We start from the raw sequence: 23,961 nt of genomic DNA, 5'->3' as shown, positions 1-23,961 counted from the left end.
GCAATGCGCATAGCCCTGAAAAGGAAATCGTTCCTCGTCGCCGCGGCGGGACTGTGGACGGCGGGCTGCCTTCTCGCCCTTGTACTATGGCGCCTGTGGCCCTCGCCCCCGGATGTCATCATCATCCTCCTCGACGCCCTGCGCCGCGATCACGTGGGCTGCTACGGCTACCATCGGAATACCACCCCGTTCATCGACAGCGTCGCCGGGGAGGGGGTCGTTTTCGACTGTGCCATCTCGCAGGCCCCCTCGACCAAGGCCTCCATCGCGAGCCTGTTCAGCTCCCTATACCCGACGATGCACACCGCGCTTTGGCACACCACGGAGGGCGCGATCGGCGACGTGTTGCCCGGATCCGTGCGCACCCTGGCCGAGGCGTTCAGGGACCGCGGCTACGCCACGATCGGCGTCAGCGCGAACACGCATATCGGCAGGGAGTTCGGCTTCACGCAGGGGTTCGATTCGTTCACCCATACGACGCTGCTTCCGCCGCCCGCGATGAACGCGGAGGCGCTCCGCCTTCTCTCGCGGGCGGGCGAGAAGCCGTTTTTCCTCTACCTGCACTACATGAGCATCCACTACCCGTACGACCCCCCTCCCCCCTACGACACCCTCTATACCGCGCGGACTGGGCCGTACTACTACATCGACGGGAAGCCGGAACAGGAACTCTCCCCGGAGGATGTTCAGTATATCGTCGATCGCTACGACGGGGGGATCAACTACACGGACGCGTGCCTCAAGAATCTCTTCGACGAGCTCGAGCGAAGGGGAAAGCTCCGCAATGCCGTCGTGGTGATCCTGGCGGATCACGGCGAGGAGTTCATGGATTTTGGGCGCCTGGGCCATCCGGGACGGCTCTACGACCTGATGATCCATGTCCCTATGATCATCCGCATGCCCGGCGGGGAGGCCGTTCCCAAAAGGGCCTCCCGGGTCGCCGCGCTGATAGATCTGTATCCCACCCTTTGCGCGTTCGCGGGGATCGAATATGACTCCGAGTTGTTGTGCGGGGTGAATCTTCTCCCCTTGATCAGAAAAGGAACTTCGGTGAGGCAGGCGGCGTTCAGTGAGTATTACATCTATCAGAAATCCATACGGGATGAGACCTGCAAGTACGTCTTTCCGGCTCATCCGGGCTTCACGGAATCCCTTCACGATCTTGTCTTGGATCCTCAGGAGACCGTTGATATCCTCGCCGAGCGGCCCGATCTGGCCGACAGGTATCGCCGGATGGCGGCCCGATGGATGGAGGAGATGAAAGCGAAGAACAGCCGTTTGGGGATCATCCCCCAGCAGGTGGAGATCGACGCTAAGACACGCGCCGGCCTGAAGTCGCTCGGCTATATACAGTAGGGGAGGTGTTGTGGCGCGGCTTCTTTTCCTCAATCACAACCGGTACGGACAGGGGACGTTCCTCAGGTGTTATAACCTGGGCCGCCAGCTCGCCGCCCGGGGGCACTCGGTCGACCTGGTGACCGTATCCGCGGAGTCGCGGTACCGGACTGTGCGCGCGGATGAGGGGCGCCTCCGGATCATCCGAACGCCGTGTGCGCTGGGCGGGTATTACCAGAGCGGGGGGTGGGGCGTCCTGGATATCCTGGCCCGCCTCTCTCGCTGCGCCGCGCCGCGATTCGACCTCGTGTATGCCTTCGACCACCGGCCGAACGTCTCCGTCCCGGCTCTCGTTCAAAGATACCTGAGGGGCGCGCCGCTTTTCTCCGACTGGGCGGACTGGTGGTGCGGCGGCGGGCTGCTCGACGATGCCCGGAACTTCCCGTTCCAGTTCGCCGCCGAGCGGCGCCTCGAGACGGGGATGAAAAGGATCAGCGCCGGGGTGACCGTCATCAGCCAGGCCCTCAGGGACAGGGCCGGATCGATCGGGATACCGGCGGAAAGGGTGCTCCTGCTCCACTCGGGCGCCGATGTGGAGAGGATCTCGCCGTTGCCGAGGGACGCGGCGAGGGATTCGCTCGGTATCCCCCGCGGCATCAGAATCGCGGGTTACATCTCGGCGAACCTGCTCGACGCGGAACTGCTGATGCGCGGGATGGCGCGGGTGTTCAGACGGATGGAGGATTGCCGCCTGCTCTTCATCGGGCCCGACGAGGGTTGGCACAGGGAGCTGGCCCGGGGGCTGGGGGTGGACGACCGCATACTCTGGACCGGATTTCAGCCGTATGCCAGGATTGCGGAGTCTCTCGCCTGCGCCGATATCCTTCTGCTCCCGATGAGCGATACCGCGGTCAATCGCGGGCGGTGGCCCAACAGGATAGGGGAGCATATGGCCGCGGGGAAGGCGACGGTTTCGTGCGCGGTCGGCGAGATGAAGAAGCTGTTCGAGGCCCACCCGATAGGCCTCCTCGCGCGGCCTGACGAGGAGGATTTCGCCGAGAAGACGCTTGCCCTTCTCGATGCACCCGAAGCGGCGGAGGAGATGGGACGCCGGGCGCGCACATTGGCCGAAGGTGACTATTCGTGGAGCGTGCTGGCTGACCGGTTTGTCTCATTCTGGAGAAGGATGATCTGAGCACGCGGCTATCGTGAATCTAAAATGAAGACCCCCACGGATACCCGTGGGGGTCTTTTTCCGGCTCTCTCCGCCGTTGGGATGGCGGAAATCGAACTCAATCGTAACTTATGACGGCGTCCAACTGAGTCGCGTCAGAAGTAGCGTTGCTGATAGGGTTGATGTGGAAGTGCAGTTTGGTGACCCCGGCCGTCACGGGGATGTCCGACACGCTGAAATTGTAATACGATGCGTCGTTCCACGCGATCGTCTGCTGCCAGAGAGGCGAGGAATAGGCATCGTCCTTGACGAGCATCACCATCACGCCGTCTCCGCCGGTCACAAGAGACTTCGTCACCGTTCCGGTCACGTCCACCGTGCCCGTCGTCGGCGCGAGCCATGTTCTCACGGCATCCAGGCCATTGAAGCCCGGATATCCGCCGTTGATCCACACCTGCGGGTACGAAGCGCCCCCCGTTCCGCCGTCAACGCTCCAGCGATTGTTGGAGGTATTCACGAGCTGCGTGTAGACACCCGTGGAGGAGTTGTAGGATTCATAGGTGATATGCATATCACCACCCTGATCCCGGCTGTAGTTGCCGCTCAAGCTCTCCGTGGTGCCCCTTGTGGTGTCGTAGACGATGGCGTTCAACTGACACGCGTCAGAAAAGGCGTTGCTTAAGGGATCGAGCATGAGATGGATCTCATCTCCTGCGACGATCGATGTGCTCAGGTTGAACGAATAGTAGGCCGAGTCATTCCAGGCGATGGTTCGCTCGTAGAGAGGGGAACCGATGTCACCGTTTTTTACCAACAGGATACGCACACCGTCCCCGTTGTCCACAAGTGATTTTGTTACCCACCCCTCGATCTTCACCGGACCGTTCGTGGCGTCAAGCGGCGCCTTCCAAGTCCGCACCGCCCAGAGGCCGTTGAAGCCCGGGAATCCGCCGTTGATCCACACCTGCGGGTACGAAGCGCCCCCCGTTCCGCCGTCGACGCTCCAGCGGTTGTTGGAGGTGTTGACGAGCGGCGTGTAAGTCGCCGTGGAAGAATTGTACGACTGGTAATACCACCAATCCTGCGACTGGTTCCTGCTGTAAGAGGTGGAAGCGGCCGTCGTGCTCACGGGGAGATTGCTCTCGGAAATGATGATGAAGTTGATCCTGTTCGCCTGGCTGTTGCCGCCCAGCCGGAGGCTCAGTTTACCCGCACTGACGGTGACCGGCACGTTGGTCGCCGTCGCGAACTCGTTCTCGTCAGTCGCGGTGTTCAGCGCCGCGATCTGGCTGTACGTCGAGCCGTCGCCGGAAAGCGCCACATAGTGGGGGCCTGTCGCCGCGCTGGGATCGCCGCACGCGATGGTGACCTTGTAATCGTTGTTCGGGAGGGTTATCTCCCACGTGTCGTACGAGCCGCTTGCGTTTTGTCCGACGTAGGTGTCGTATTCGGGGTTCGGGTTGACTTCCGATCCGCCGCCCGTGAAGACCGCCGCGTCGGCCGCGACACACGTGAGCGCCGCCGCGAAGACCGCGCCCAGGATGCACCTGATCGAATACATCTCGAAACCTCCTTTCGAAACCGTTTGATGTCCTATCTCATTATCCCTGTGAATATACCACAGCGCAGGGCAAAAACAAGTGCCGAGAAACGTTCCTACTTCCATCCGTATCGCAATACGCCTTCCTGCCGGGCATTTCCTCCGGATACCATTCCGCCCGCCTCTCCCGGCTGGAACTGCACATGCAGCAGAAGCGACGGGGAGGCCTGCGCAACTTGAACGACCCGGTCTTCCCGCTGCATCGCTCTCTCCCCCGTGAAGACGCAGTACGCCGCAAAGGCGACAAACACGCCGAGTGCGGGAACCGCGGCCCTTTTGGCAAGATAGAACGCCTGGGAGAGATGGAGGGCCGTTTTCGGGACGAGCCAGTCGGCCAGGCGGGCGCGGATTCCTTCCCACGCGCGCCCAAAACGGCTTTCCGAGCCGTCCTTCATCGCGCTGAGCAGGATCGGGCGAAACTGCTCCCAGGACGGCGGCTCGTCCGGGGCGTCACCGAAAGAGGAGGCGAGAGAACCGAGGAGGCGCTCCAGGCGGGTTTGACGCTCTACAAAAAATCTGCAGGGGGAACAGGAGGTTATGTGCCCTTCAACCACCTGTCGGGAGCGGGTACCGAGTTCTCCGCTTCCATACGCACCTACTGCCCTGCGTACCCCCCTGCATTTAGAAACGTTTGACATTTTTATCCACCGCTTTCATACATTAGACGCTTCGGAATTTATTCCGTACCCCCCCAAAAAAAGAAAAATTCGCTTCTGGGCCAACGATATCCCTATTCCGCTCCCAGCACCGGGCTGGAGAAAAGGCGGGCTTCTCTCGTGCCCTACGGAAATCTCCGTGGCGGCATAGCGGGACTGCAACTCCGGCTCCCCCTTGAGCATATCTCTCGAGGAGGAAGAATGGGAGGCGGCCTGAAAAGGAGGCATCCGTGGCCCGACGATACGGTCTTGCCGCGGCCGGCCGGATGCGCCTTTCAGGCCGGCGTACCGTTCGAACCCAGCGCGTCCCTGAGGGCGGCGTGTGCCTGGGCGAGTCTTTTCTGAAGCACGCCGCGCGCGCATCCCGTGATCTCGCAGATCTCGTCGAATGTGCACCCCTCGAAGTACCTGAGCACGACGGCGGTCCTCAGCTTGATCGGAAGAGCGTCTATGGCCGCGCGGAGCCGTTCGGCGGCCTCCCTGTCCGCGATGGAGTCGGCGATCTGCCCGCGCGGGGTCGAGGATTCCACGCCGGCGGGGAGGTGCTCGATCGGGACCTCGTCCCGTCTGCGCCGCCTGCGGTACTGGTCGAGGGCCTGCCGGTAGGCGATGCGGTAGAGCCAGGTGGAGAACTTGGCGCGCCGGTCGAACCAGCGGAGGGACTTGAAGACCTTGATGAAGCTCGCCTGCGTGATATCGTGCGCAAGCGCCGAGTCCCTGACGATGCCGAGGGCGAGGGCGTAGACCCGCTCGCGGTACCTCTCGAAAAGGAGGCGAAACTCCTCCCAGTCGCCGCGCACGCAGGCGTCGATGACGCGGAGTTCCTCCGCGCTGTCGAGGCCCGGATGGGGTGCTCTCTGTTCCCGGTTCATGAGGTTGTGGCATCCCCGCCGTCGCTATGCGGCGCGCCGCCAACCGCAGGGGGGGGCGTGCGCGGTCCACGTGTTTTGAGGAGACCCCGTGCACACGCGAGCAGTGCCGCCTCCCGGAGGATGATCAAGAGGGCGTGAAGAACGCCCGGGACGGCTTTCGCCGTATCCCGTGCCGCCGCCGTTATCGCGGCAGCCCCCTGCACGATGCCGCCCCATACAAGTCCCGCTTGCCGGACTGGCCACACCCACTCCTTGGCGCGCGGGCGGCCGCCGCCCCGGATCATCCGGGCGGCGAGCGTGAACGGTTGGGCGAGGACGTAGGCAAGGGTACGGCGGAGTCCCCCACCGGTTTCTCCGCGGTGCCAGGCGGAAAAACCGTCGCTGAACGCCCGCCTGACGCAGAAGGAGACCGTCAGCCGCTCCGGGGGTACGCGGTGGTAGACGACGAGGGAGGGGTCGAACAACGTGCGGTGCCCGCCCGCGCGGGTCCTCAGCCAGAGGTCGGAATCCTCCCGCGTCATATTCCTGCCGGCGAGGCCGGGCGCGCCCTCGCGGAATCCTAGCGCGCGGAGGACTGGCGCGCGGTACGCGAGATTGAGCGAGGCGGGCAGATAGACCTCTCCGGCCCTGGGGCCGTAGTGCCCGGGGACGGAGAGGCCGACGAGCCAGTTGATCTCGTCGTCCCACCAGCGCGGAGGGTGGAAATCTCCAAGGGGAAGCGCGACGCCGCCCACGGCGTCGTGGTCCCGCAGGTCCGCCTCTATCCGCACGAGCCAGTCCTTCTCGATAGCGCAGTCGTCGTCCGTGAAGGCGATGATGTCGCCGCGCGCGGCATCGATGCCGGCGTTCCGGCACGCGGCGAGTTCCCGGTCGCGGTCGAAGCGGACGACCCGCACGTCGTCCATCCCCGCGAGCGCCTCCGCCGTCCCGTCCGTCGAGGCGTTGTCAACGACGACAATCTCGTGGTCCGCATACCCGTTGGCCCGGATACTCTCCACGCAGTCGCGGAGGAAGGGGAGCCGGTTGTGCGTGAGGACAACGACGCTGATCATGCCCCGTTCCTTCTCCCGCCGCCGGTAGGCGGCGATGGATCTGCGGCCTCGTTCGTGCGCGGCGCCACGACATCAGGATTTCTCATGAAATGGGATCTCGAGAGGCGCGCCAGATGGGCGCGGAACGCGGTGAGCGTTTCGACGCGGGGGGCGAGCAGACCCCCGCCCCGCCGCAGGAGCCCCTTCTCGCGGGCGTGGCGCAGGTCGAGGCGGGTATGATGGAGGAGGAGAAGCAGATCGAGCAAAAGGAGGGGATAGCGCCCCGCGCGAAGGTCCTGCCGCACCCTGTAGCGGGCGTTGGCGAAGTTGTAGTAGACGATGTGCGATGAGCGCTCGTACTTCATCGTCTCGCCGAGGCTGCGGTAGCCCCAACGCCAGTCCGCGTCGAGGACGGAGAGGGTGGTGTCGCGCTTGAGGTGCGTGACGACCGCCGCTGGCTCGTAGACGAGCGTCCGCCCCTGCGCCATGAGCCGGTGCGAGAGGTTCAGGTCTTCCCCGTTGGTTCGGAACGCGGGGTCGTAGAGCCCGACTTTTTCGAGGGCGTTCTTCCTGAAGAGCGTGTTGCAGCCGAAGAGGAACGGCGGATTGGCGATGCGGGTATCACCCCAATCCTGCCGCATGTGCGCCACGCGCCAGCGGTCGGCCAAGGAGGTCTGGAATCCTTCGATGAGCCTTCCTCCCGCACCCGCCGCGCCGGTCTCGCAGAGCGCGGAGAGGAGGCGCTCCAGCCAGCGCGGATCGGCGAGGCAGTCGACGTCGATGGAGGCGACATAGTCGCCCCTGGCGGCGCGGATACCCGCGTTCCTTGCCTCGGCGAGACCGGGATGGCCGTCGAGGTCGACCAGACGCACCGGGAGCCCTGCGGCGACCTCCCGGGTGCGGTCGGTGGAGCCGTCGTTCACCACGAGGATCTCGGCGGGCGGGAGGGTCTGCTTGAGGAGCGAACGGACGCAGCCCTCAAGGAATCCCTCGGCGTTGTGGCAGGGGATATAGGCGGTGACGGTTTCCATGGTGCGTTCCGCGTCTCCGGCGCGTGATCAGCAGGTCATGCGCACCCGCCGAGGGCTTGTGCATAGGCCTGCTCGACCTTGGAGGCGATGACGGGCCAGGAATATGTCGTGGCGGCCTTCCGGTGCCCGTGTTCGCCCAGGGCATGCCGGAGCGCCTCGTCGCCGAGAAGGGTATTGATGGCGGCGGCGATACCGGCCGGCTCCGGCGCGACGAGCAGGCCGTCCCGGCGGTCCTCGACGACGCACCGGCTGGCGTCGGTGTCCGCGGCGATGACCGGCTTGCGGAACGACCAGGCCTCGAGATAGACGATGCCGAAGCTCTCGCAGCGCGAGGGCATGCACAGGATGTCGCACGCGGCGAGCAGATTGGTTTTCTCTTCGTTGCTCACCGTGTCGATGTCGATGATCCGCGCGTCCCCCACGGCCGAAAAAAGCGCGCGCGACTGTTCCGTGCGCGGCCCGGCGAAGACGAAATGCGCATCGGGGTGCGACGCCCAGACGAGGGGCGCGGCCTCGACCATCTCTGCGACGCCCTTGTACGGATATTTCTGGCCGAGAAAGAGCACGAGCGGCCCTCGAATGGACAGGGCTCTCCTGGCGTCCGCGGTCGGTTCGAGGCTTTCGAGCAGCGGGCCGACGCCGACAACGTGGATCCGCTCGGGCCTTCCCCCCTGGGAGATGAGGAATGCGCGCTCGAATTCCGTCATCGCGATGAGGGCGTCCGCCTCGCGGTACAGGAGCGAAAAGATCTCTCCCTCCCATCCGCCGGGATGGGAGATGGGGGTGAACACGAACGGCACTTTGCGCTCCCGGGCGAATCGGAGCGAGGCCAGACTCAGAAACTCCGGCCCGACCTTGACGTTGTGGACGAGATCGAGCGCCCCCTCGATCTTCCGGAGTTGCGGCAGGAAGAGCTCGGCGAGCTCCTTGCCGCACGAGGTGCGGCGGACCTGGTCGGCGTAGAAATGTTCGAGCCGCTTGCGGAGGCGCAGCCTCCTAAAAATCCCGAGCCTGAGCAGCCGCACCTCGGTGTCGCGATCGAAATACGGTTGTTGCCTCGGAGGGGGATCCACCACCATGCCGGGGATCCAGTCCGTCCGGTTGTCGTTCCTGAGGCAGGCGACCCGGACCCGATGCCGCGGCGACAGGTATCGGATCAGTTCCCTGGTGTGGAGCTCCCCGCCTCCGATGGTGGGCCAGTAGCGGCCCAGGGTGAACAGTATATCCATTCGCGGCTCCGGAAGGGGGTAGGCTCCGTGGGGCGATCCGGTCCCGAGGCCATCCGTTCTTCGGAAGTATAGTATACTACGGGGGGTATGGAAAAAGGATTCAGCGTCGTCACCTGCTGCTACAACCAGGCACGCTACCTGCGGGACAACATCGAGTCGGTCCTCGCACAGCGGTGGCCGGGGTTCGAGCACATCGTGGTCGATGACGGCTCGACGGACGAAACCGCCGCGGTATGCGCCCGGTACCCGCACGTGCGGTACCTCCGGCAGGAGAACGCCGGCCAGTCCGCGGCCCTCAACCGCGGTTTCCGGGAGGCGCGGGGGGAGATCATCGCGTGGCTGAACTCCGACGACTACTACGAGCAGGGGGCGTTCGAACGGGTCGCCCGGGAGATCGGGCGCCTGCGAACGGGATACCTGGTGACCGGAGCGGTGCGGAGGGTTGACGAGGCGGGCGCGGAGATACTGACGCTGCTGAAGGGAACGGTCCCGTTCTACCGCCTCCTCCTTCACCCGCGGATCCATTCCATCAACGGCCGGACATCAATGCCCTGCCAGCCGTCCACATTCTTCCATAGGGAGTTGTTCGAAAAGCTCGGGCCGCTCGACACGACGCTCGTCTACGCAATGGACTACGACTTCTGGCTCCGCGCGTTCGAGGCGGGATATCGCTTTCTCTACGTACCGCAGATTTTTTCCAACTACCGTTTCCACGCGACATCGCACTCCAATCAGGGGTGGGAGACGTTCATGGGGGAGTGGACGGCGGTGTCGGAGCGGCATTACCGGGCGCTCACGCCTCTCCGGCGCCGACTGGCGGACTGCTGGGCGGGTTATCTGCGCCTGGAGACGGCCGTCCTTCGGCGGGTGCGCGCCGCGCGGAACGCGTGACGAGACCGGGCCGTATCGCAGCGGCCCCCATCGCGTCAAGAAGACCGGCGCTCGGGCGGCTTGACGCGCCGATGTTCGTCCCTGGCGCCATCGCGGCCACGTCACCCGCCATCGTGATAAAGACGCCCGCGGACGCGGCCCGCTCGTCCCGGGGAGCGATGTAGACGACCACCGGCACCTTCGCGTTCAGTTCCTTCAAAACCACGTCGCGCGTCGATTCGAGGAGCCCCCCCAACGTGTCGAGCTCGATGACGACGCAGTCGTACGGGGCGGTCTCCGCATCGGCGATGGCGTCGATGATGAAACCGGCGGTGACGGGGTTGATGATCCGGTTGTCCATGCGGACCACGCAAACCGACCCGGGACAGGCCGGGCGAGGGAAGGCGAAAATCAGGAGGACGCGATCGGGATCGGCACGGCCCGCATCCTCACAGTGCATCCATCCGTGGCGCGGGCCGCCGGGCCGGGATCAGCCCCCGGCGTCAGGGCTTGCAGACCGAGCAGGGGCGTTTGCCGGCGGCGACCGCCTCTTCGCGCGTCTTGAAGCGCAACAGGTGCTCGGCGCTGATCTTGTCCGCCCACTCGCAGGAGCCGCGGTGAAAGAAATCCTTCACGGTGCTCCCGACGATCTCCCCGGGGGCGACCGGCGGGCGGGTCGGGCCGGGGTGCCCGGCCGCGATATCCGGGCGGCAGGCGCTGCACGGGAAGTACCCCTCGTCGGCCGCCTCCTGGTAGGTTCGGAACTCCTTCCGCTTGCCGGGGGAGACCTTTGTGCCCCAGACGCAGTCGGCGCAGTGGAGCTTGCGGCTCCCCTTGTTCCCGATAAACGAGGCGGGCGCATCCTCCGCGCCCGGCGATGCGACGGCGGAGGGAACGGGCGGGTTTGCCGCGGCGCCGGCGCCGGCGCAGAGCAGGCACCAGAGCGCCATCGCCGCGGGGACGAGCGATCTCCGCATCATTATGCGTTCCTCCTCACGCCGTGCCGGCGTCTCGCCGCCGCGCGGCGGGGCCCGAGACGGTCAATCTTTCCGCTTCCTCCCCGCGCGCATTACCGGCGCGGGCGGCTCGAACATCACGTGCGTGTCGGGGGGGACCGACCGTGTTATCCAGACGTTGCCCCCGATCACCGCCCCCCTGCCGATGACCGTCTTGCCGCCGAGGATGGTCGCCCCCGCGTAGATCGTGACGTCGTCCTCGATCGTCGGGTGCCGCTTGGCCCAGCGGTACTTCTCGATCTGGCTTGGAACGCTGAGGGCGCCGAGCGTCACCCCCTGGTAGATCCGCACGCGTTTCCCGATCGTCGTGGTTTCGCCGATGACGACGCCGGTCCCGTGGTCGATCATGAAATGGTCGTCGATCGACGCCCCCGGGTGGATGTCGATCCCGGTGCGCGAGTGGGCGTACTCGGTCATTATCCGCGGCAACAATGGCACCTTCTTCTCCCACAGGACGTGGGCGATGCGGTAGACGGCGATGGCGAAGAGGCCCGGGTAGGCGAGGATGATCTCGTCGAGGCTCTTGGCCGCCGGGTCGCCGACGTAGGCCGCCCGCACGTCGGTGTAGAGCGTCTTCCTGAGGTCGGGGAGCTCCTCGAGGAGCTCCCGCGCGATCTCGCGCGCCTTGAGCAGGCAGGCGCGCGTGCCGTCCGCGCGGCACTTCACGGTGTCGGGCCGGCAGCGGGTCTCGTGCCTGCAGAAGTAGCGGAAGCATTTGTTGATCTGGTCCACGAGTCGGCGGCAGACGGAGGCGCACTTGGCGCCGACGTGGTACTTGAGATCGACGGCGGTCAGGTCGCTCGTGTCGAAGAACCCGGGGAAGATGATCGAGAGGAGGTCCTCGAGCGTCGCGATGATCTCGCTCTGGGCGGGGAGGTTCGGACCCTTGATGTGGTTGATGCCGCCGTACCGGGTGTAGGAGCCGACGATCCGGTTGACGGTGGAGTCGAGAACCCTGCGAAGCTTCTTCTCGTGCGGCATGGCGAGGCACCCCGGCTTTTTCGATCGACTATAGCACGGCGCGGCGGGCGTTGGCTATTGCGAACTTCGGCGAGGACGCGCTACCATTGTGCCCCGGGAAGGAGCCGCCTGATGCGAAGCGCGATTCCGGTTCTGGCGTTCCTGTGCGCGGCCCTCTGCGCGGATGCCCGGCAGGGGGCGCAGCCGGCGGAGGAGTGGTTCGGCGCGCGGAGCGGCGACTTCGACCGGGCGGGGAGACTGAGCGGCCGCCCCCTGAAGATGAAGGCGCGGTTCGTCACGCTGCTCCCCCCCCCGGCCCGTTCCCGCCGCGCCGCGCGCCGCGCGCTCTCCTTCGTCGTCGAAGCGGAGGGGGGGAGGATCGCCTGCGCCATCCGGCCCGACACGCAGGGGGCGGCGCTGCTGCGGGGGATGAAACACGCCACGCCGGTCGTCGTGCGCGGCACGACCGCCGCCGCGCGGCGACTCTTCCTCGCGCGGGACGTCGTCCAGGGGTGGGGGAAACGCCAGCTCGGAGAGGAGCCGTAACGGGATGCGCGCGCGGGCGGTCTACCCGGTCTGCCTCGACCTCCGCGGCCGCCGCTGCGTAGTGGTGGGCGGCGGGGCGGTGGCGGAGCGGAAGGCGCGGGGGCTGGCCGCCGCCGGCGCGCGGGTCACGGTTGTGGCCAAAACCGCGCGCGGCGGTCTCGGCGGGCTCGCGCGCGGCGGGCGGATCGTTCTTCGGAGAAGGCCGTACGCCGCCGCGGTCCTGCGCGGGGCGTTTCTCTGCATCGCCGCGACAGACGACCCGGCGGTGAACGCCCGCGTCTCTTCCGATGCGCGGCGCGGGGGCGTGCTGGTGAACGTCGCCGACGCCCCGGGGTTGTGCGACTTCTTTCTCCCCGCCGTCGCCGGCAGCGGCGCGCTCCGGATCGCCGTGTCGACCGGGGGGGGATGCCCGGCGCTGGCCAAGCGCCTCGGGGAGGAGATCGGGGCGCGATACGGGAAGGAGTACGGTGTCCTCCTCGATCTGCTCGACCGGATGCGGAGGCGGGTCATCGCGGAGGTCGCGCCGCGGGAGAGGGCGGCGCTGCTGCGGCGCCTCTCCGGCGCCGCGGTGCTGCGCACGCTGCGGCGGCAGGGAAAGGCGGCCGCGCGCGCGAGGATGGAGCGGATCATCCGCGCCGCGTTGAAGCCGGGGGGCGGACGATGAAGAGGCCCGGGACGGTCTATCTCGTCGGCGCGGGGCCGGGCGATCCGGGTCTGATCACCGAGAAGGGAAAGGAGGCGCTCGGGCGGGCCGACCTCGTGCTCTACGACCACCTGGCGCACCCGGCGCTGCTCCTCCACGCACGTTCGGGCGCGCGGAGGGTCTGCGTGGGGAAGGCGGGCGGGGGCAGGAGCGCGCTGCAGTCGCGCATCAACCGGACGCTGGCGCGGGCGGCGCGGGCGGGGATGACGGTCGTCCGGCTCAAGGGCGGCGACCCGATGCTGTTCGGGCGCGGCGCGGAGGAGGCGCGGTACCTCGCCCGCGCCGGGATCCCCTGCGAGATCGTCCCCGGCGTCTCCGCGGCGCTCGCGGTGCCCTCCGCCGCGGGGATCCCGCTCACCTTGCGGGGGCTGAGTTCCTCGTTGACCATCCTCACCGGCCACGAAGCGGATAAGGGGGTTGGCGGGGTCGACTGGGACCGCGTCCTCAGGGCCGACTCGACGTTCGTGGTGTTGATGGGGGTCCGGAACCTCGAGGAGATCGTGGCGCGGTTCCTCAACGCCGGGAAGAGCCCCCGCCTCCCGGCGGCGATCGTGGAGAACGGCTGCACCCCGCGCCAGAGGATCGTCGCGGGCGCGCTCGGGAAAATCGCCGGGCTCGCGAGGGCGCGGAAAATCGCGCCCCCCGCGATACTCGTCGTCGGCGAGACGGCGTCGCGTCGCCTCTTCCCCCCTCCGCGCTCGCGGGCGCCGCTTTGCGGCGTACGGGTCCTTGTGACGCGCCCCGCGGGGCAGGCGGCGCGCCTCGCCGGCCTCCTCGAGGAGCGGGGCGCCGCGCCGTTCCCCTGCCCGTTGATCGAGCTCCGTCCGCCGCGGGGCTTCGCCGAGCTCGACCGCTCCCTCGCGGCGCTTGGGAGGCACGACTGGGTGGTCTTCACGAGCGCGAACGGGGTGCGCGCGTGCCTGGAACGGCTCCGGCTGCTCGGGCGCGACGCGCGCGCCTTCGCGGGGATCAAAATCTGCGCCATCGGCCCCGCGACCGCCGGGGAACTCTCCCGTTTCGGCCTGCGGGCGGACTGCGTGCCGCGCCGCTACACCGGCGCGGGGATCGTCGCGGCGCTCGCCGCGCGAAACGAGGTGCGGGGCCGGTCGTTTCTCCTTCCCACGAGCGACATCGCCGGGGATGCGCTCCCGAAGGGGCTGCGCGCCCGCGGCGGGCGCTGTCTCAGGGTGGCCGCCTACCGGACGGTCCCGAGCGCGGAGGGGATCGCGGAGGCCGCGCGGCTGTTGCGCGAGGAGGCGGTGGACGCGGCGCTGCTGACGAGCCCGTCGGCCGCGGGGGCGTACGCGCGCGCGGTGCGGCGCGCGGGCGGGGTGCGCCTCCCGCCCTGCGCGGCGATCGGGCCGGTCACCGCGGAGGCCGCGTCGCGCCTGGGGATCGAGATCGCCTTCGCGGCGGCGACGCACACCGACGAGGGACTCGTGCGGGCGCTGGAAAAGTTCTGGAGGCGATCCAAAGGCCGTTGCCGCCGGGGCGACAGGACACGAAAGACGGGAAAGGCGCCCGCGCGGCGAACGAAACGGGCGGCGCGCCGATGATCGCGGCGGCCGCCCTGAGGAAGACGTTCGAGCCTGTACGCTATCTGGTGGAGATGTTGCTGTCGGGGGGGTAGACTTCCTTCAGCTCCTCGTACGGCACCGGCCGGTGGGTCGTGTAGAGCGGGAAGGTCCATTCCGGCAGGTAGTCGATATGCGGGCCTCCCGCGTAGCAGGTGCGATAGCCGTACCCGCGGCAGCCGGAGAAGGAGACGACAACGGCGACAAGGATGAACGCAACGAGCGCCGATTTCTTGGCCATAACGTCCTCCCGGGGTGTCGGTGCGCAACGACGCATCGTTGAAAATCTACCGCAGGGTGCGGGGGCTGTCAACAGCTAATTTGGGCGCGCGGAGTGACGGGGCCGCCCTTGTCTCCGGCGTCCGGCCTGAAGGCGCAGAGGATAGGCATGCGGCTCCCGCGGGGGGCCGGGGAGGGGTACGATGGCGTTTCCAAGGCAGCGGATGAGGCGGCTGCGCCTCGGCGAGGGGCTTCGGCGGATGGTGCGCGAGACGCGGCTCCATCCCGCGTCGCTGGTGATGCCGCTCTTCGTGCGGGCGGGGAAGGGGGCCGCCGACCCGATCCCCTCGATGCCGGGGCAGTTCCGGTACACGCCAGACCGGCTCGTCGAACGGTGCGCCGAGATCGCCTCGCTCGGCATCGGCGGCGTGATTCTGTTCGGCATCCCCGGCGAAAAGGATCCCCGCGGGAGCGGCGCCTGGGCGGAGGACGGGGTCGTGCAGGAGAGCGTCCGTCTCCTGAAGCGCGCGCTGCCGGAATTCCCGGTCATCACCGACGTGTGCCTGTGCGAATACACCGACCACGGGCATTGCGGCGTGGTGAAGCAGGATCCGCGCTCCGCGCCTTCCGCGTCCGGGGGGCCATGCGTCGACAACGACGCGACGCTCGATCTTCTGGCCAAAACCGCCGTGTCGCACGCGCGCGCCGGGGCGGACATGGTGGCGCCGAGCGACATGATGGACGGGCGCGTGAAGGCGATCCGCGACGCCCTCGACGCGGCGGGGTTCGCGGACCTGCCCGTGATGTCGTACGCGGCCAAATATTGCTCGGCCCTCTACGCCCCGTTCAGGGATGCGGCGGAATCGGCCCCCCGCTTCGGCGACCGGCGCTCGTACCAGATGGATCCGGCGAACGCGGAGGAGGCGCTCCGCGAGGTCGCGCTTGACATCGAGGAGGGCGCGGACATCGTGATCGTCAAGCCCGCCCTCGCCTTCGGCGACGTCATCCGCCGGGTCAAGGAGGCGTTCGGCGTCCCGGTGGCGGCGTTCAGCGTGAGCGGCGAGTACGCGATGGTGAAGGCGGCGGCGGAGCGGGGCTGGCTGGACGAGCGTGCGGCGGCGATGGAACTGCTCACAGGCATCCGCCGCGCGGGGGCGGAGATCATCCTCACCTACTGGGCCGCCGACGCCGCCTCATGGCTGTAGACGTTGTATATAATCTCTTGCAGTGCAGTGACTGATGCATACAACGTCTACGTGTATGCCTTTAATTTACGGTCGAGGCGGTTGCGGGAGATGCCGAGCGTCCTGGCGGCGAGGCTCTTGTTTCCCCCCGCGCGCTCAAGCGCCTCCTCGATGCGCGCCTGTTCGGCGTCCCTGAGCGTGAGCCCCCCCGGCGTCCCCCGCCCGGGGGACGTCAGCTCCGCGGGGAGGTGCTCCGGGAGAAGGACGTCGCCGCTCCCGAGGACGACCGCGCGCTCGATGACGTTCTTCAGTTCCCTGACGTTCCCCGGCCATCGGTAGGAGACGAGGAGTTTCATCGCCTCCGGGCTCACCTCGGCCAAGCCGGAGGAGGTGGCGGCGAAATGTTCCCGCAGGAAATGTGCGGCGAGGGCGGGGATGTCCTCGGGGCGCTCGCGCAGCGGGGGCGCGACGATCTCGATGACCTTCAGGCGGTAGTACAGGTCCTCCCGGAACCTCCCCTCCGCGATCGCCTTCTCGAGGTCCTCGTTCGTCGCGGCGATGATGCGGACGTTTACCTGCACCGTCTCCGAACCGCCCAGGCGCTCGAACTCCCGGTCCTGGAGCACGCGGAGGAGCTTGAGCTGCCCCTCGGGCGGGATGCTCCCCACCTCGTCGAGAAAGATCGTGCCGCCGTCGCCCTGTTCGAAACGGCCGATCCGCCGTTTCGAAGCTCCCGTGAACGCACCCTGCTCGTGGCCGAAGAGCTCGCTCTCGATGAGCGTTTCGCTGTAGAGCGTGCAGTTCACGCAGGTGAACGGCTTCGATCTGCGTGGGGACCGGTAGTGGACGGCGCGGGCGACGAGTTCCTTGCCGGTGCCGCTCTCGCCCCGGATGAGGAGGGTGGAGTCGGAAGGGGAGACCTTCCTGACAATCTCCATCAGCGCCCGCATCCGCGGACCCGCGCCGACGATCGGGTGCGCGCGCCGCAGTTCGTCGACCATCTGCCGGGCGTCGGTCTCGGCCTCCGCGTGCTGGCGGGAGTTCTCGAGGGCGATCGCGGCGTGGTTGGCGAGCGTGGCGAGGAGGGCGACGTCGGCGGCGTCGAACATCCCGTTATCCCGCTTGTTGATCGCCTCGATCGCCCCCAGCAGCCGGTCGCGCAGGACGATCGGGACGCAGAGGATGGAACGCGTCGGGAACCCGAGCTTCTCCGCGACCTCGCGCGACCAGACGGCGTCGGCGGTCACGTCGTGGGCGATGTACGGTTTCCTGTTCCGGATCACCCACCCGACGATCCCCTTGTCGGCGTCGAGGGTGAACCCCGCGACCTCGTCCGCCTTCGTCCCCGCGGCGGACTTGAAGAGGAGTCGTTTGCCCCGCTCGTCGACGATCAGGAGCGAACTCGCCTCGGTGTGCAACAGCCGGTTGGTGAGCTCCATGAGGGAGGAGAGCAGACGGCGTGTGTCGAGCGTCGAGGTGAGCAGGTAGCTGGCGTTGAGCAGGGCGGCGAGCTGCTCCTTGTCGAGAAGTCTCAGTTGGGCGTTCCCGGGCGGCGTCGCCATCGTGCGGGCACTATACCAAAGCGGGCGCGGGCTGGGCAACGCGCGCGGCGGTCGCCGGCGACCGCTGCGGCGGCGCGGGGGGAGGCGGACGGTACCCGTCCTGGCGGCGTTTCGGAGCGGTCGTGCGTGCGAAAGCTCCACAGCGGAGCGGCAGGCCGGCATCCGATGCGCCCACGGCCTGGAGGGGGATGTCTGCAACCAACTGTGCGGCAATAAATAAGGGCACAGATTTCGCCCCGCAATTCCTTGTTCACTCCGGTATCGGACTTGCTAAACTACAAGACGGGACTGAGCGCCCGCCCCAAGGCGGTCATCGCCGGCACCCGGAGGGTGCTCTCGTGCAGCGGACGGCGGGGTACAGCGTCATGCTCGCGGCGGCGTTCGCGGCGGCCTCGGCCGCGGGGGCGGGGCGCGCGCCCTCGGCGTTCTCCGCGGCGGAGGCCGCGATGACGCCCGCGGCGACAGGCCGCGTCAGGGCGACCGGGCGGGGACGGTTGCCGCGTCGGGCGGGCTCCGAGGCGCAGCGCAGGCTGATGGCCAGGCGCGCCGCCGTGGTGGAGGCGTACAAAAACGCGGCGATGAGACTCGGCATGGGACGTTCCGTCGTCTCCGCCGGCACGGGGACCGAGACGGTGCACGGGTTCATCCGCGGCGTCGAGCTCATCGAGACCCGCTACTACCGGGACGGCGGGGTCGAGGCGGAGGTCGAGTTCACGGTGCCTGCCGAGGCGGTTCCGGTCGCACCGCCGGCGGAGGACCCAAGAGGCGGCGAGGAGGAGCTCCTCATGGTGGAGAAGGGGGGCGGGCCGATGCCCGAAGAGGAGTGGCGGGAGATCCTCGGCGGCGGGGGACGATGAAGGCCGGGGGGACGGGGGACGGGATTCGTCGGGGATGACCAGGGGAAGGAGGGGCCGGATGAAGACGAGAGGGGTGGCAGCGGTGCTGTGCCTCGCGGCGGCCGCCGCGGCGGCGCCCGCCCTGTCCCAGCCGATGACGGCGGGGCAGGACAAGCTGATGTCGAAACGGGCGGCCCAGGTGGACGCCTACCGCAAGCTCACGGAGCAGATCAAGGGGCTCCGGATCGACGCGAACACCTACGTGCGCGACTACGTCGCCGAGAGCGACCAGGTGCAGTCCGCGCTCGACGCCTTCATCAAGGGGTTGAAGATCGACGGGATGCCGCGCTATCTGCCGGACGGCACCTGCGAGGTGGACGTCCAGGTGACCCTCCAGCAGGTGATGCAGGGGCTCAAGAGGATCCACCTCGACTACCCGGACAAGAAGCGCACGCGGATGAGCTTCGACCAGATGGGGCAGTACACGAAGAAGACCGTCTTCAGGGCCACCGGGGTCGGCGTCCCGCCGAGCCAGAAGGCCGAATCGCCCGCCCCCAAGGGCGTGAGCATGAAGACGCAGGGGATCCCGGGCTGGGAGAACGTGACGACCCAGGGGCGGCTGCTCGCCGAGCGCGGGGCGCTCACCGACGCGCGCCGCAACCTCGCCGAGACGGTGAAGGGCCTCCGGATCTCGGGGAACACCTACGTGAAGGATTTCGCGGTTCTGAACGACCAGGTGCAGACGAGTCTGAACACGTTCATGGCGGGGATCAAGGAGTCGGGCCCGTACCGCTACCTGCCCGACGGCATCTGCGAGGTGGACGTCGAGGTGACGATCCAGGACGTGGTGAAGCAGCTCAACACGATCCGCACCCACTACTACGCCGGCTTCCCGCCCCAGAGCGTCTTCCGCGACATTCAGTTCGAGCAGATCCTCAGCTGGGGGCCGCCGAAGGTCATCAGGGCGACCGGCAACGGCGCCGTTCCGGGCAAGGGCTATCTGAAGGACGCCTCGCCCGGCGCGGCGGGCGGGGCGATGCGACCCGCCGGGTCCGCGGCGGCGATGCCGCCGTGGGCGACGCAGACGGTCAAGGCCACGGGGACCGGCGTGCCGAGGGAGGGGGCGCTCGGCACCGCGGCGCGGCTCGAGGCGGAGCGGGCGGCCGAGGCGGTCGCGCGGAGAAACCTCGTCGAGAAGGTGCACGGGGTCCGGATCGACGCGCAGACCACCGTGCAGGACTACGTGACCGTGAACGACCGGGTACAGGCGGAGGTGAGCAGGTACCTCGCGGGGGCGCGGCTGGTCGGGGAGCCGGTGATCATGCCGGACGGCACGATCGAGGTCACGATGGAGCTTCCGCTCGACGGGCTGTGGCAGATCGTCAGCGGCACGCAGGTCGCGCAGGCGGAGTGACGCGGCGAGCGGCGAACGGAGAGGAGGCGGGAGCGATGAGACGGGCGATCGTCTGGTGCGCGGTGGCGGCGGCGCTCTGCGCCGCGGCGGGCGGCTGCAAGAAGCGGTACATCCCGAGGGTCTCCGAGGAGATCATCGACCCGGGCGTCGTGATCTCGCAGGATACGGTGGTGGAGTAAGGCGGCGCGGCGTTGGAGGGGGGGCAGATGAACAGGGCGATCGTCTGGTGCGCGGCGGCGGCGGCGCTTCTCGTGTGCGGCTGCGGAATGTTGAAAAAGGAGACGTACCTCGTCCCCACGCCGCAGGGCTGGGTGGAGCAGGAGACGAAGGACGGCGGCGACACGATCAAGTACCGCCCGGCGGAGCGGGTCCGGGTGGAGTACAAGTGAGGAGGGGACGATGAGACGGACGGCGCTGGTCGCGGTCTGCGCCTGCCTGGCGGGAGGATTGGCAGCCGGCTGCAGGAGCACGGACGTGATGTACGGCCCCAACGGCGAGATCGTGAAGATGAAGTCGCCCGACAGGACGATGCGGATCAAGGTCAAGGGCGACAAGGTCACGGTGAAGGGCGCGCGCGGGATCGGCGGGCAGTCGCGGATGGCCCCCCTCCAGGTCGAGACCGGCGGGGACGTGGGGCTGCACGGGGTGGCCGTGCCGCCGCCGGTGGGCCCGGCGGGCCCGGGCCCCGGCGTCATCCTGCAGGAGGGGACGGTCACCGAGCAGGGGACGGTGGTGCAGTAGCGCGCGGGATGAAGGAGGCGGGCTCATGACGAACAGGTCGGTGCGGTGCGCGGCACGGGCCGCGGCGGCGCTCCTCTGTGCGGCGCTTTGCACCGCCGCCCGCGCGGTGCCGGAGAAGGAGGTCACGGCGACCGGGGAGGCCGCGGTGCGCGGGGGCGGGGCCGACGAGCTGCTCCGGGCCAAAGACGAGGCGACGAACCGCGCCCAGCGCCGGGCGATCGAGCAGAGCATCGGCTCGCTCGTCGACTCCGAAACGATGGTCGAGAACTTCCAGCTCATCGACGACAAGGTGCTCTCGCAGGTGAAGGGGTACCTCACCGGTTTCGAAATCGTCGACGACAACCGGGGCGACGGCGGTGTCTATCGCGTCACGATACGGGCGACGGTGGCGCTCGCCCGACTCGAGAAGGATGTCCGCGCCCTGAACATCATCAGGGCGAAGAAACAGAACCCGCGCGTGATGGTGATGCTGCGGGAGTTCTTCGAGGACCCGGTCTACGGGGCCGATTTCCAGAAGGGCGGGGCGGTGGCCCAGACGGCGGTCGAGAAGGAGCTCCTGCGGCTCGATTTCCCGCTCGTGGACCGGGGGCAGACGGGCGAGATCAACGAACGCGACGTGCACACCGCCTTCAACGACCCGGCGAAGGCCGCCGCGCTCGGCAGACGGTTCGGCGCGGAAATTGTGATCGTCGGCGAGGCGACGAGCGCCGAGATGGACCGAAGCATGCCGCACGGGGTCGCGGTCTACCATTGCGACGCGCAGATATCGGCGCGGGCGATCAAGACCGACACCGGCCAGCTGATCGCGAGCGAGAGCGTCACGTCGGGGCGCGTGGTCAAGGGCGGCCGCGCGACCGCCGCGAAGGAGGCGCTGAGGGTCGCCGGCGAAAAGCTCGCGGCCGCGATGCGCGACCGGATGCTCGAGCGGTGGCGGAGCGAGGCGTTCAACACCGTCACCGTCCAGATCATCGCCACGAAGGCCACGAACGAGCGCAGGCGGGCGCTCCGGAAGGACCTCGCCGCGGTCCGCGGCGTCCGAAGCGTCTCGGAGCGGAGCTGGGTGAACGAGGTGCTCGAGCTCGACGCGGAGGTGGATGGGGCGATCTGGGGCGACTTCGACGCGTTGCTGGAGACCCTGCCGGGCGTGGCGGTGAAACTGAAGGGCAGGACGCCCAACCGCGTGGAGTGCGAACTCGGCGACAAGACGCCGGCGGCGCCCGCGGGGCTGAGGCCGGAGTAGCGGCGGGGCGTCCCGCCGCATGAGGCGAAACAACACCACCGGAGGGGACGATGAGAATGAGGATCTTCACGGGCGTCGCGTTCGCCGCCGCGCTGCTCTGCGCCGCGGGGGATCTTTACGCGAAGGGGCCGAAGGTGAACAAGGACAACCTCATCTTCACCCCCGTCAGCAACACCGGCAAGTACCTCATCCAGGGGCCGCCGGGCACCGTCATCGGCCTGGCCCCGATGAAGGTCGTGGCGCTCGACAAGAGCACCGCCGAGAAGTTCGAGGCGCCGGTCGCCCCCGACGGGAGCTTCACGCTCACCGTCGACGGGACGTCGGGCGACAAGATCAAGCTCAGGTTCATCGACGCGGCCGGCGGGAAGACGAGCAAGTCGTGCCGGATCCCGCTCGTGGCGAGCAAATCGCTCCTCGACGGGCCCCAGCAGGCCGTCAACCGGCAGGGGGAGACGCCCGGCGGTCCGGCCGCTCCGGGACTCGTCGCCCCTTCCGAGGCGATCGCCCCCTACGGGGGGCAGAGCGGCGCGGGCGGGCCGGTGCCGGCGATCGCGCCGGCGGGCGCCGGTTATGCGCCGGTGACCGTCGCCGGCGGGGAGGCGGTGCAGGCCGGAGCGGCGCCGCCGGCGGCCCCCGGGGCGCCGCTGTCCCTGAAGAAGATCGTCGCGGTCGCGAAATTCGAGAACAAGGCGAACGTCTCCTCCTCGTGGAACCTCGGCGACGGGATGCAGGCGCAGCTGATCAACGCCCTGAACCGGAGCGGCAAATTCGTCGTGCGCGAGCAGGAGCTCCTCAAGGACGTCTTCGGGGAACAGGACCTGGCCCAAAGCGGCCGCATGGCCGCGAGCAAAAGCGCGCAGATCGGCAAGGCAGTCACCGCCCAGTATCTCGTGCGGGGGACCGTCACCGAGTTCGACGCGGCGGAGACGACCGACGACAAGGGGTTCAGCATGTACGGCGTGCGCCTCGGGGGCGGGAAGTCGCGCGCGCACATGGCGGTGGTGATCGACCTGATCGACACGACCTCCGGAACGGTGATCGCCTCCCAGCGGATGGAGGGGAAGGCCGAGGGGCACGGCTCCGCCGGAGGCCTGTCGATGCCGATGATGCCGGGCAACGTGAATATGGGCACGCAGAAGCACACGCCGCTGAACAAGGCGATGCAGGTCTGCATCGACAACACGGTCTACTTCATCGACGCCGAGCTCGCCAAGCAGCCGTGGCGATCGACCGTCGTCAAGGCGGACGAGAGCGGCATCATCATCCGCGGCGGCGGCGAGGACGGGATGCAGGCCGGCTACGAGTTCAATGTCTACCGCCCGGGGAGCGAGCTGCGCGATCCGACCACGGGCGAGCTTCTCGACACGGAGATGCAGAAGGTCGGCCGCATCAGCGTGACGAAGGTGAAGGAGAAGATCGCCTACGCCACGCCGCTGATGGGGCAGGGGTTCCAGGTCGGCGACGTCGTCCGGGCCGACTAGGGCGGCCGCAAGGTACCTGCGATTTTCAGGGCTTTCCGCAGCCCCAGGGTGCGCCTACGTGTGCCCTGGGGCTGTGATTCATATGGGCATCGGCGATCCTCCGTCGAAGCGGTCTATTATGCCCCGGTAGGCGTTGCCCTGGTAGTGATGATAGCTGGAATACGCGTAGTCTCTCGAGTGCTCCACCAGTTTTGCGCGGACCGGATTGTTGTGACAGTAGTCGAGTTCGCGCACCAGGTGGACTAGGTCGCGGATTCCCTTCAGGTAAGACCTCCTCTGCCACACATGCCCTTCGGTTCCGGCGATCAGATTGTATTTTCGCGCGAAGTTTCCTTTCAGATGCTTGAGTATCTCCGAGACGTGTGCTTCTTCCGCAGGGTGCAGTATGCAGTGGAAATGGTCGGGCATCAGCACGAACCCATAGAGTTTGAAGCCCAGAATCTGCTTCTGATAGTCCATACACGTGTGCAGGCCGGGGGGTGGGCGAAGAGCGTCTCTCTCCCCGCGGTCACCGCAGTAACCCAGTAGGCTACCCCCGCAGCGAGATGATGCCTCATACGCGACATATCATCACCGCCGGTGCCGACACTGTCGGATGCGCCCGTTTCCAGGGACCACTCCTTCCACACCATACTAGTCGCAACAAACAGAAGAAAGTTTCAGACAAAGTTAAAAAGTTATCCACAA

General features: G+C 67.7%; 26 protein-coding genes. 14 read left to right on the top strand and 12 right to left on the bottom strand.

The window, feature by feature from the left end:
- The first annotated feature begins 3 nt into the window (after window positions 1-3).
- Together GXY35_09425 and GXY35_09420 are read left to right on the top strand one after the other, a co-directional pair.
- A complete protein-coding gene (locus GXY35_09425) occupies window positions 4-1,356 on the top strand; it encodes a sulfatase (GenBank protein ID NLW94797.1) in 1,353 nt (450 codons plus the stop codon).
- Window positions 1,357-1,366: 10 nt separating this feature from the next.
- Complete coding sequence (locus tag GXY35_09420; protein ID NLW94796.1) at window positions 1,367-2,530, top strand: glycosyltransferase family 4 protein; 1,164 nt, start codon at window positions 1,367-1,369, stop codon at window positions 2,528-2,530.
- Between the two features lie 97 nt (window positions 2,531-2,627).
- Here the strand turns inward: GXY35_09420 and GXY35_09415 are convergent, their stop codons facing one another.
- The 6 genes from GXY35_09415 to GXY35_09390 form a co-directional block, all read right to left on the bottom strand.
- A complete protein-coding gene (locus GXY35_09415) occupies window positions 2,628-4,070 on the bottom strand; it encodes a hypothetical protein (GenBank protein ID NLW94795.1) in 1,443 nt (480 codons plus the stop codon).
- 95 nt (window positions 4,071-4,165) lie between these two features.
- Complete coding sequence (locus GXY35_09410; protein ID NLW94794.1) at window positions 4,166-4,747, bottom strand: zf-HC2 domain-containing protein; 582 nt, start codon at window positions 4,745-4,747, stop codon at window positions 4,166-4,168.
- A gap of 293 nt (window positions 4,748-5,040) precedes the next feature.
- Window positions 5,041-5,637: a sigma-70 family RNA polymerase sigma factor gene (locus GXY35_09405; GenBank protein NLW94793.1), complete on the bottom strand. Its 597-nt coding sequence runs from the start codon at window positions 5,635-5,637 to the stop codon at window positions 5,041-5,043.
- Window positions 5,634-6,689: a glycosyltransferase family 2 protein gene (locus tag GXY35_09400; GenBank protein NLW94792.1), complete on the bottom strand. Its 1,056-nt coding sequence runs from the start codon at window positions 6,687-6,689 to the stop codon at window positions 5,634-5,636. The genes GXY35_09405 and GXY35_09400 overlap by 4 nt, the downstream gene beginning before the upstream one ends.
- Complete coding sequence (locus tag GXY35_09395; GenBank protein NLW94791.1) at window positions 6,686-7,699, bottom strand: glycosyltransferase; 1,014 nt, start codon at window positions 7,697-7,699, stop codon at window positions 6,686-6,688. The genes GXY35_09400 and GXY35_09395 overlap by 4 nt, the downstream gene beginning before the upstream one ends.
- Before the next feature lie 35 nt (window positions 7,700-7,734).
- Window positions 7,735-8,928 (bottom strand): glycosyltransferase family 4 protein, encoded by a 1,194-nt coding sequence (locus GXY35_09390; protein ID NLW94790.1) that lies wholly within the window; start codon window positions 8,926-8,928, stop codon window positions 7,735-7,737.
- Window positions 8,929-9,015: 87 nt separating this feature from the next.
- Here GXY35_09390 and GXY35_09385 point away from each other — a divergent pair, with 87 nt between their 5' ends.
- Window positions 9,016-9,819: a glycosyltransferase gene (locus tag GXY35_09385; protein NLW94789.1), complete on the top strand. Its 804-nt coding sequence runs from the start codon at window positions 9,016-9,018 to the stop codon at window positions 9,817-9,819.
- Here GXY35_09385 and GXY35_09380 read toward each other — a convergent pair.
- The 3 genes from GXY35_09380 to GXY35_09370 form a co-directional block, all read right to left on the bottom strand.
- On the bottom strand, window positions 9,722-10,159 hold the full coding sequence (locus tag GXY35_09380) for a hypothetical protein (GenBank protein ID NLW94788.1): 438 nt from the start codon (window positions 10,157-10,159) through the stop codon (window positions 9,722-9,724). The genes GXY35_09385 and GXY35_09380 overlap by 98 nt on opposite strands.
- Window positions 10,160-10,301: 142 nt before the next feature.
- Window positions 10,302-10,778 (bottom strand): hypothetical protein, encoded by a 477-nt coding sequence (locus GXY35_09375; protein ID NLW94787.1) that lies wholly within the window; start codon window positions 10,776-10,778, stop codon window positions 10,302-10,304.
- Between the two features lie 60 nt (window positions 10,779-10,838).
- Window positions 10,839-11,795: a serine acetyltransferase gene (locus GXY35_09370; protein ID NLW94786.1), complete on the bottom strand. Its 957-nt coding sequence runs from the start codon at window positions 11,793-11,795 to the stop codon at window positions 10,839-10,841.
- 111 nt (window positions 11,796-11,906) lie between these two features.
- Between GXY35_09370 and GXY35_09365 the strand changes: the two genes are divergently transcribed.
- The 3 genes from GXY35_09365 to cobA are packed head-to-tail and all read left to right on the top strand — an operon-like array spanning window position 11,907 to window position 14,579.
- The gene (locus GXY35_09365) at window positions 11,907-12,320 is read left to right on the top strand and encodes a hypothetical protein (protein NLW94785.1); all 414 of its coding nucleotides are present in this window, start codon (window positions 11,907-11,909) and stop codon (window positions 12,318-12,320) included.
- Between the two features lie 4 nt (window positions 12,321-12,324).
- On the top strand, window positions 12,325-12,984 hold the full coding sequence (locus GXY35_09360) for a bifunctional precorrin-2 dehydrogenase/sirohydrochlorin ferrochelatase (GenBank protein NLW94784.1): 660 nt from the start codon (window positions 12,325-12,327) through the stop codon (window positions 12,982-12,984).
- On the top strand, window positions 12,981-14,579 hold the full coding sequence (gene cobA, locus GXY35_09355; protein NLW94783.1) for a uroporphyrinogen-III C-methyltransferase: 1,599 nt from the start codon (window positions 12,981-12,983) through the stop codon (window positions 14,577-14,579). Before GXY35_09360 ends, cobA begins: the two co-directional genes overlap by 4 nt.
- A gap of 40 nt (window positions 14,580-14,619) precedes the next feature.
- Here the strand turns inward: cobA and GXY35_09350 are convergent, their stop codons facing one another.
- Window positions 14,620-14,838, bottom strand: coding sequence for a hypothetical protein (locus tag GXY35_09350; protein NLW94782.1), 219 nt, complete (start codon window positions 14,836-14,838; stop codon window positions 14,620-14,622).
- Between the two features lie 181 nt (window positions 14,839-15,019).
- On the opposite strand from GXY35_09350, the gene hemB reads away from it, so the two are divergent.
- Window positions 15,020-16,021, top strand: a complete 1,002-nt coding sequence (gene hemB / locus GXY35_09345) for a porphobilinogen synthase (GenBank protein ID NLW94781.1) — start codon at window positions 15,020-15,022, stop codon at window positions 16,019-16,021.
- A 47-nt stretch (window positions 16,022-16,068) separates the two neighbouring features.
- On the opposite strand, the gene GXY35_09340 is transcribed toward hemB, so the two are convergent.
- The gene (locus tag GXY35_09340) at window positions 16,069-17,562 is read right to left on the bottom strand and encodes a sigma 54-interacting transcriptional regulator (protein ID NLW94780.1); all 1,494 of its coding nucleotides are present in this window, start codon (window positions 17,560-17,562) and stop codon (window positions 16,069-16,071) included.
- Window positions 17,563-17,900: 338 nt separating this feature from the next.
- Here GXY35_09340 and GXY35_09335 point away from each other — a divergent pair, with 338 nt between their 5' ends.
- Genes GXY35_09335 through GXY35_09305 form a run of 7 tightly spaced genes read left to right on the top strand, consistent with a single transcriptional unit; the run spans window position 17,901 to window position 23,274 of the window.
- The gene (locus GXY35_09335) at window positions 17,901-18,419 is read left to right on the top strand and encodes a hypothetical protein (GenBank protein ID NLW94779.1); all 519 of its coding nucleotides are present in this window, start codon (window positions 17,901-17,903) and stop codon (window positions 18,417-18,419) included.
- 58 nt (window positions 18,420-18,477) lie between these two features.
- Window positions 18,478-19,812 carry a hypothetical protein gene (locus GXY35_09330; protein ID NLW94778.1) on the top strand — a complete coding sequence of 445 codons (1,335 nt, stop codon included), beginning with the start codon at window positions 18,478-18,480 and terminating at the stop codon, window positions 19,810-19,812.
- Window positions 19,813-19,847: 35 nt separating this feature from the next.
- Window positions 19,848-19,991, top strand: coding sequence for a hypothetical protein (locus GXY35_09325; GenBank protein NLW94777.1), 144 nt, complete (start codon window positions 19,848-19,850; stop codon window positions 19,989-19,991).
- 27 nt (window positions 19,992-20,018) lie between these two features.
- Window positions 20,019-20,201: a hypothetical protein gene (locus GXY35_09320; GenBank protein NLW94776.1), complete on the top strand. Its 183-nt coding sequence runs from the start codon at window positions 20,019-20,021 to the stop codon at window positions 20,199-20,201.
- Window positions 20,202-20,211: 10 nt separating this feature from the next.
- Entirely contained in the window at window positions 20,212-20,553 is a 342-nt protein-coding gene (locus GXY35_09315; GenBank protein ID NLW94775.1) for a hypothetical protein, read from the top strand.
- Between the two features lie 25 nt (window positions 20,554-20,578).
- Window positions 20,579-21,793, top strand: a complete 1,215-nt coding sequence (locus GXY35_09310) for a DUF2066 domain-containing protein (protein NLW94774.1) — start codon at window positions 20,579-20,581, stop codon at window positions 21,791-21,793.
- Between the two features lie 50 nt (window positions 21,794-21,843).
- Window positions 21,844-23,274, top strand: a complete 1,431-nt coding sequence (locus GXY35_09305; protein NLW94773.1) for a hypothetical protein — start codon at window positions 21,844-21,846, stop codon at window positions 23,272-23,274.
- A gap of 78 nt (window positions 23,275-23,352) precedes the next feature.
- Here GXY35_09305 and GXY35_09300 read toward each other — a convergent pair whose 3' ends face one another.
- Window positions 23,353-23,733 carry a hypothetical protein gene (locus GXY35_09300; protein ID NLW94772.1) on the bottom strand — a complete coding sequence of 127 codons (381 nt, stop codon included), beginning with the start codon at window positions 23,731-23,733 and terminating at the stop codon, window positions 23,353-23,355.
- Window positions 23,734-23,961 lie beyond the last annotated feature (228 nt).

Source organism: Chlamydiota bacterium (assembly GCA_012729785.1).
GTDB lineage: Bacteria > Auribacterota > Tritonobacteria > UBA1439 > UBA1439 > UBA1439.
The sequence above is the reverse complement of the archived record's forward strand: the minus strand, read 5'-3'. Positions and strand labels throughout refer to the sequence as shown.

What these genes read in the sequence shown, in the direction of transcription:
- GXY35_09425 (NLW94797.1), top strand. Translation starts at nt 4, where the DNA reads ATGCGCATAGCCCTGAAAAGGAAATCGTTCCTCGTCGCCGCGGCGGGA.
- GXY35_09415 (NLW94795.1), bottom strand. Translation starts at nt 4,070, where the DNA reads ATGTATTCGATCAGGTGCATCCTGGGCGCGGTCTTCGCGGCGGCGCTC.
- GXY35_09410 (NLW94794.1), bottom strand. Translation starts at nt 4,747, where the DNA reads ATGTCAAACGTTTCTAAATGCAGGGGGGTACGCAGGGCAGTAGGTGCG.
- GXY35_09405 (NLW94793.1), bottom strand. Translation starts at nt 5,637, where the DNA reads ATGAACCGGGAACAGAGAGCACCCCATCCGGGCCTCGACAGCGCGGAG.
- GXY35_09400 (NLW94792.1), bottom strand. Translation starts at nt 6,689, where the DNA reads ATGATCAGCGTCGTTGTCCTCACGCACAACCGGCTCCCCTTCCTCCGC.
- GXY35_09395 (NLW94791.1), bottom strand. Translation starts at nt 7,699, where the DNA reads ATGGAAACCGTCACCGCCTATATCCCCTGCCACAACGCCGAGGGATTC.
- GXY35_09390 (NLW94790.1), bottom strand. Translation starts at nt 8,928, where the DNA reads ATGGATATACTGTTCACCCTGGGCCGCTACTGGCCCACCATCGGAGGC.
- GXY35_09385 (NLW94789.1), top strand. Translation starts at nt 9,016, where the DNA reads ATGGAAAAAGGATTCAGCGTCGTCACCTGCTGCTACAACCAGGCACGC.
- GXY35_09380 (NLW94788.1), bottom strand. Translation starts at nt 10,159, where the DNA reads ATGGACAACCGGATCATCAACCCCGTCACCGCCGGTTTCATCATCGAC.
- GXY35_09375 (NLW94787.1), bottom strand. Translation starts at nt 10,778, where the DNA reads ATGATGCGGAGATCGCTCGTCCCCGCGGCGATGGCGCTCTGGTGCCTG.
- GXY35_09370 (NLW94786.1), bottom strand. Translation starts at nt 11,795, where the DNA reads ATGCCGCACGAGAAGAAGCTTCGCAGGGTTCTCGACTCCACCGTCAAC.
- GXY35_09365 (NLW94785.1), top strand. Translation starts at nt 11,907, where the DNA reads ATGCGAAGCGCGATTCCGGTTCTGGCGTTCCTGTGCGCGGCCCTCTGC.
- GXY35_09360 (NLW94784.1), top strand. Translation starts at nt 12,325, where the DNA reads ATGCGCGCGCGGGCGGTCTACCCGGTCTGCCTCGACCTCCGCGGCCGC.
- cobA (NLW94783.1), top strand. Translation starts at nt 12,981, where the DNA reads ATGAAGAGGCCCGGGACGGTCTATCTCGTCGGCGCGGGGCCGGGCGAT.
- GXY35_09350 (NLW94782.1), bottom strand. Translation starts at nt 14,838, where the DNA reads ATGGCCAAGAAATCGGCGCTCGTTGCGTTCATCCTTGTCGCCGTTGTC.
- hemB (NLW94781.1), top strand. Translation starts at nt 15,020, where the DNA reads ATGGCGTTTCCAAGGCAGCGGATGAGGCGGCTGCGCCTCGGCGAGGGG.
- GXY35_09340 (NLW94780.1), bottom strand. Translation starts at nt 17,562, where the DNA reads ATGGCGACGCCGCCCGGGAACGCCCAACTGAGACTTCTCGACAAGGAG.
- GXY35_09330 (NLW94778.1), top strand. Translation starts at nt 18,478, where the DNA reads ATGAAGACGAGAGGGGTGGCAGCGGTGCTGTGCCTCGCGGCGGCCGCC.
- GXY35_09325 (NLW94777.1), top strand. Translation starts at nt 19,848, where the DNA reads ATGAGACGGGCGATCGTCTGGTGCGCGGTGGCGGCGGCGCTCTGCGCC.
- GXY35_09320 (NLW94776.1), top strand. Translation starts at nt 20,019, where the DNA reads ATGAACAGGGCGATCGTCTGGTGCGCGGCGGCGGCGGCGCTTCTCGTG.
- GXY35_09315 (NLW94775.1), top strand. Translation starts at nt 20,212, where the DNA reads ATGAGACGGACGGCGCTGGTCGCGGTCTGCGCCTGCCTGGCGGGAGGA.
- GXY35_09310 (NLW94774.1), top strand. Translation starts at nt 20,579, where the DNA reads ATGACGAACAGGTCGGTGCGGTGCGCGGCACGGGCCGCGGCGGCGCTC.
- GXY35_09305 (NLW94773.1), top strand. Translation starts at nt 21,844, where the DNA reads ATGAGAATGAGGATCTTCACGGGCGTCGCGTTCGCCGCCGCGCTGCTC.
- GXY35_09300 (NLW94772.1), bottom strand. Translation starts at nt 23,733, where the DNA reads ATGGACTATCAGAAGCAGATTCTGGGCTTCAAACTCTATGGGTTCGTG.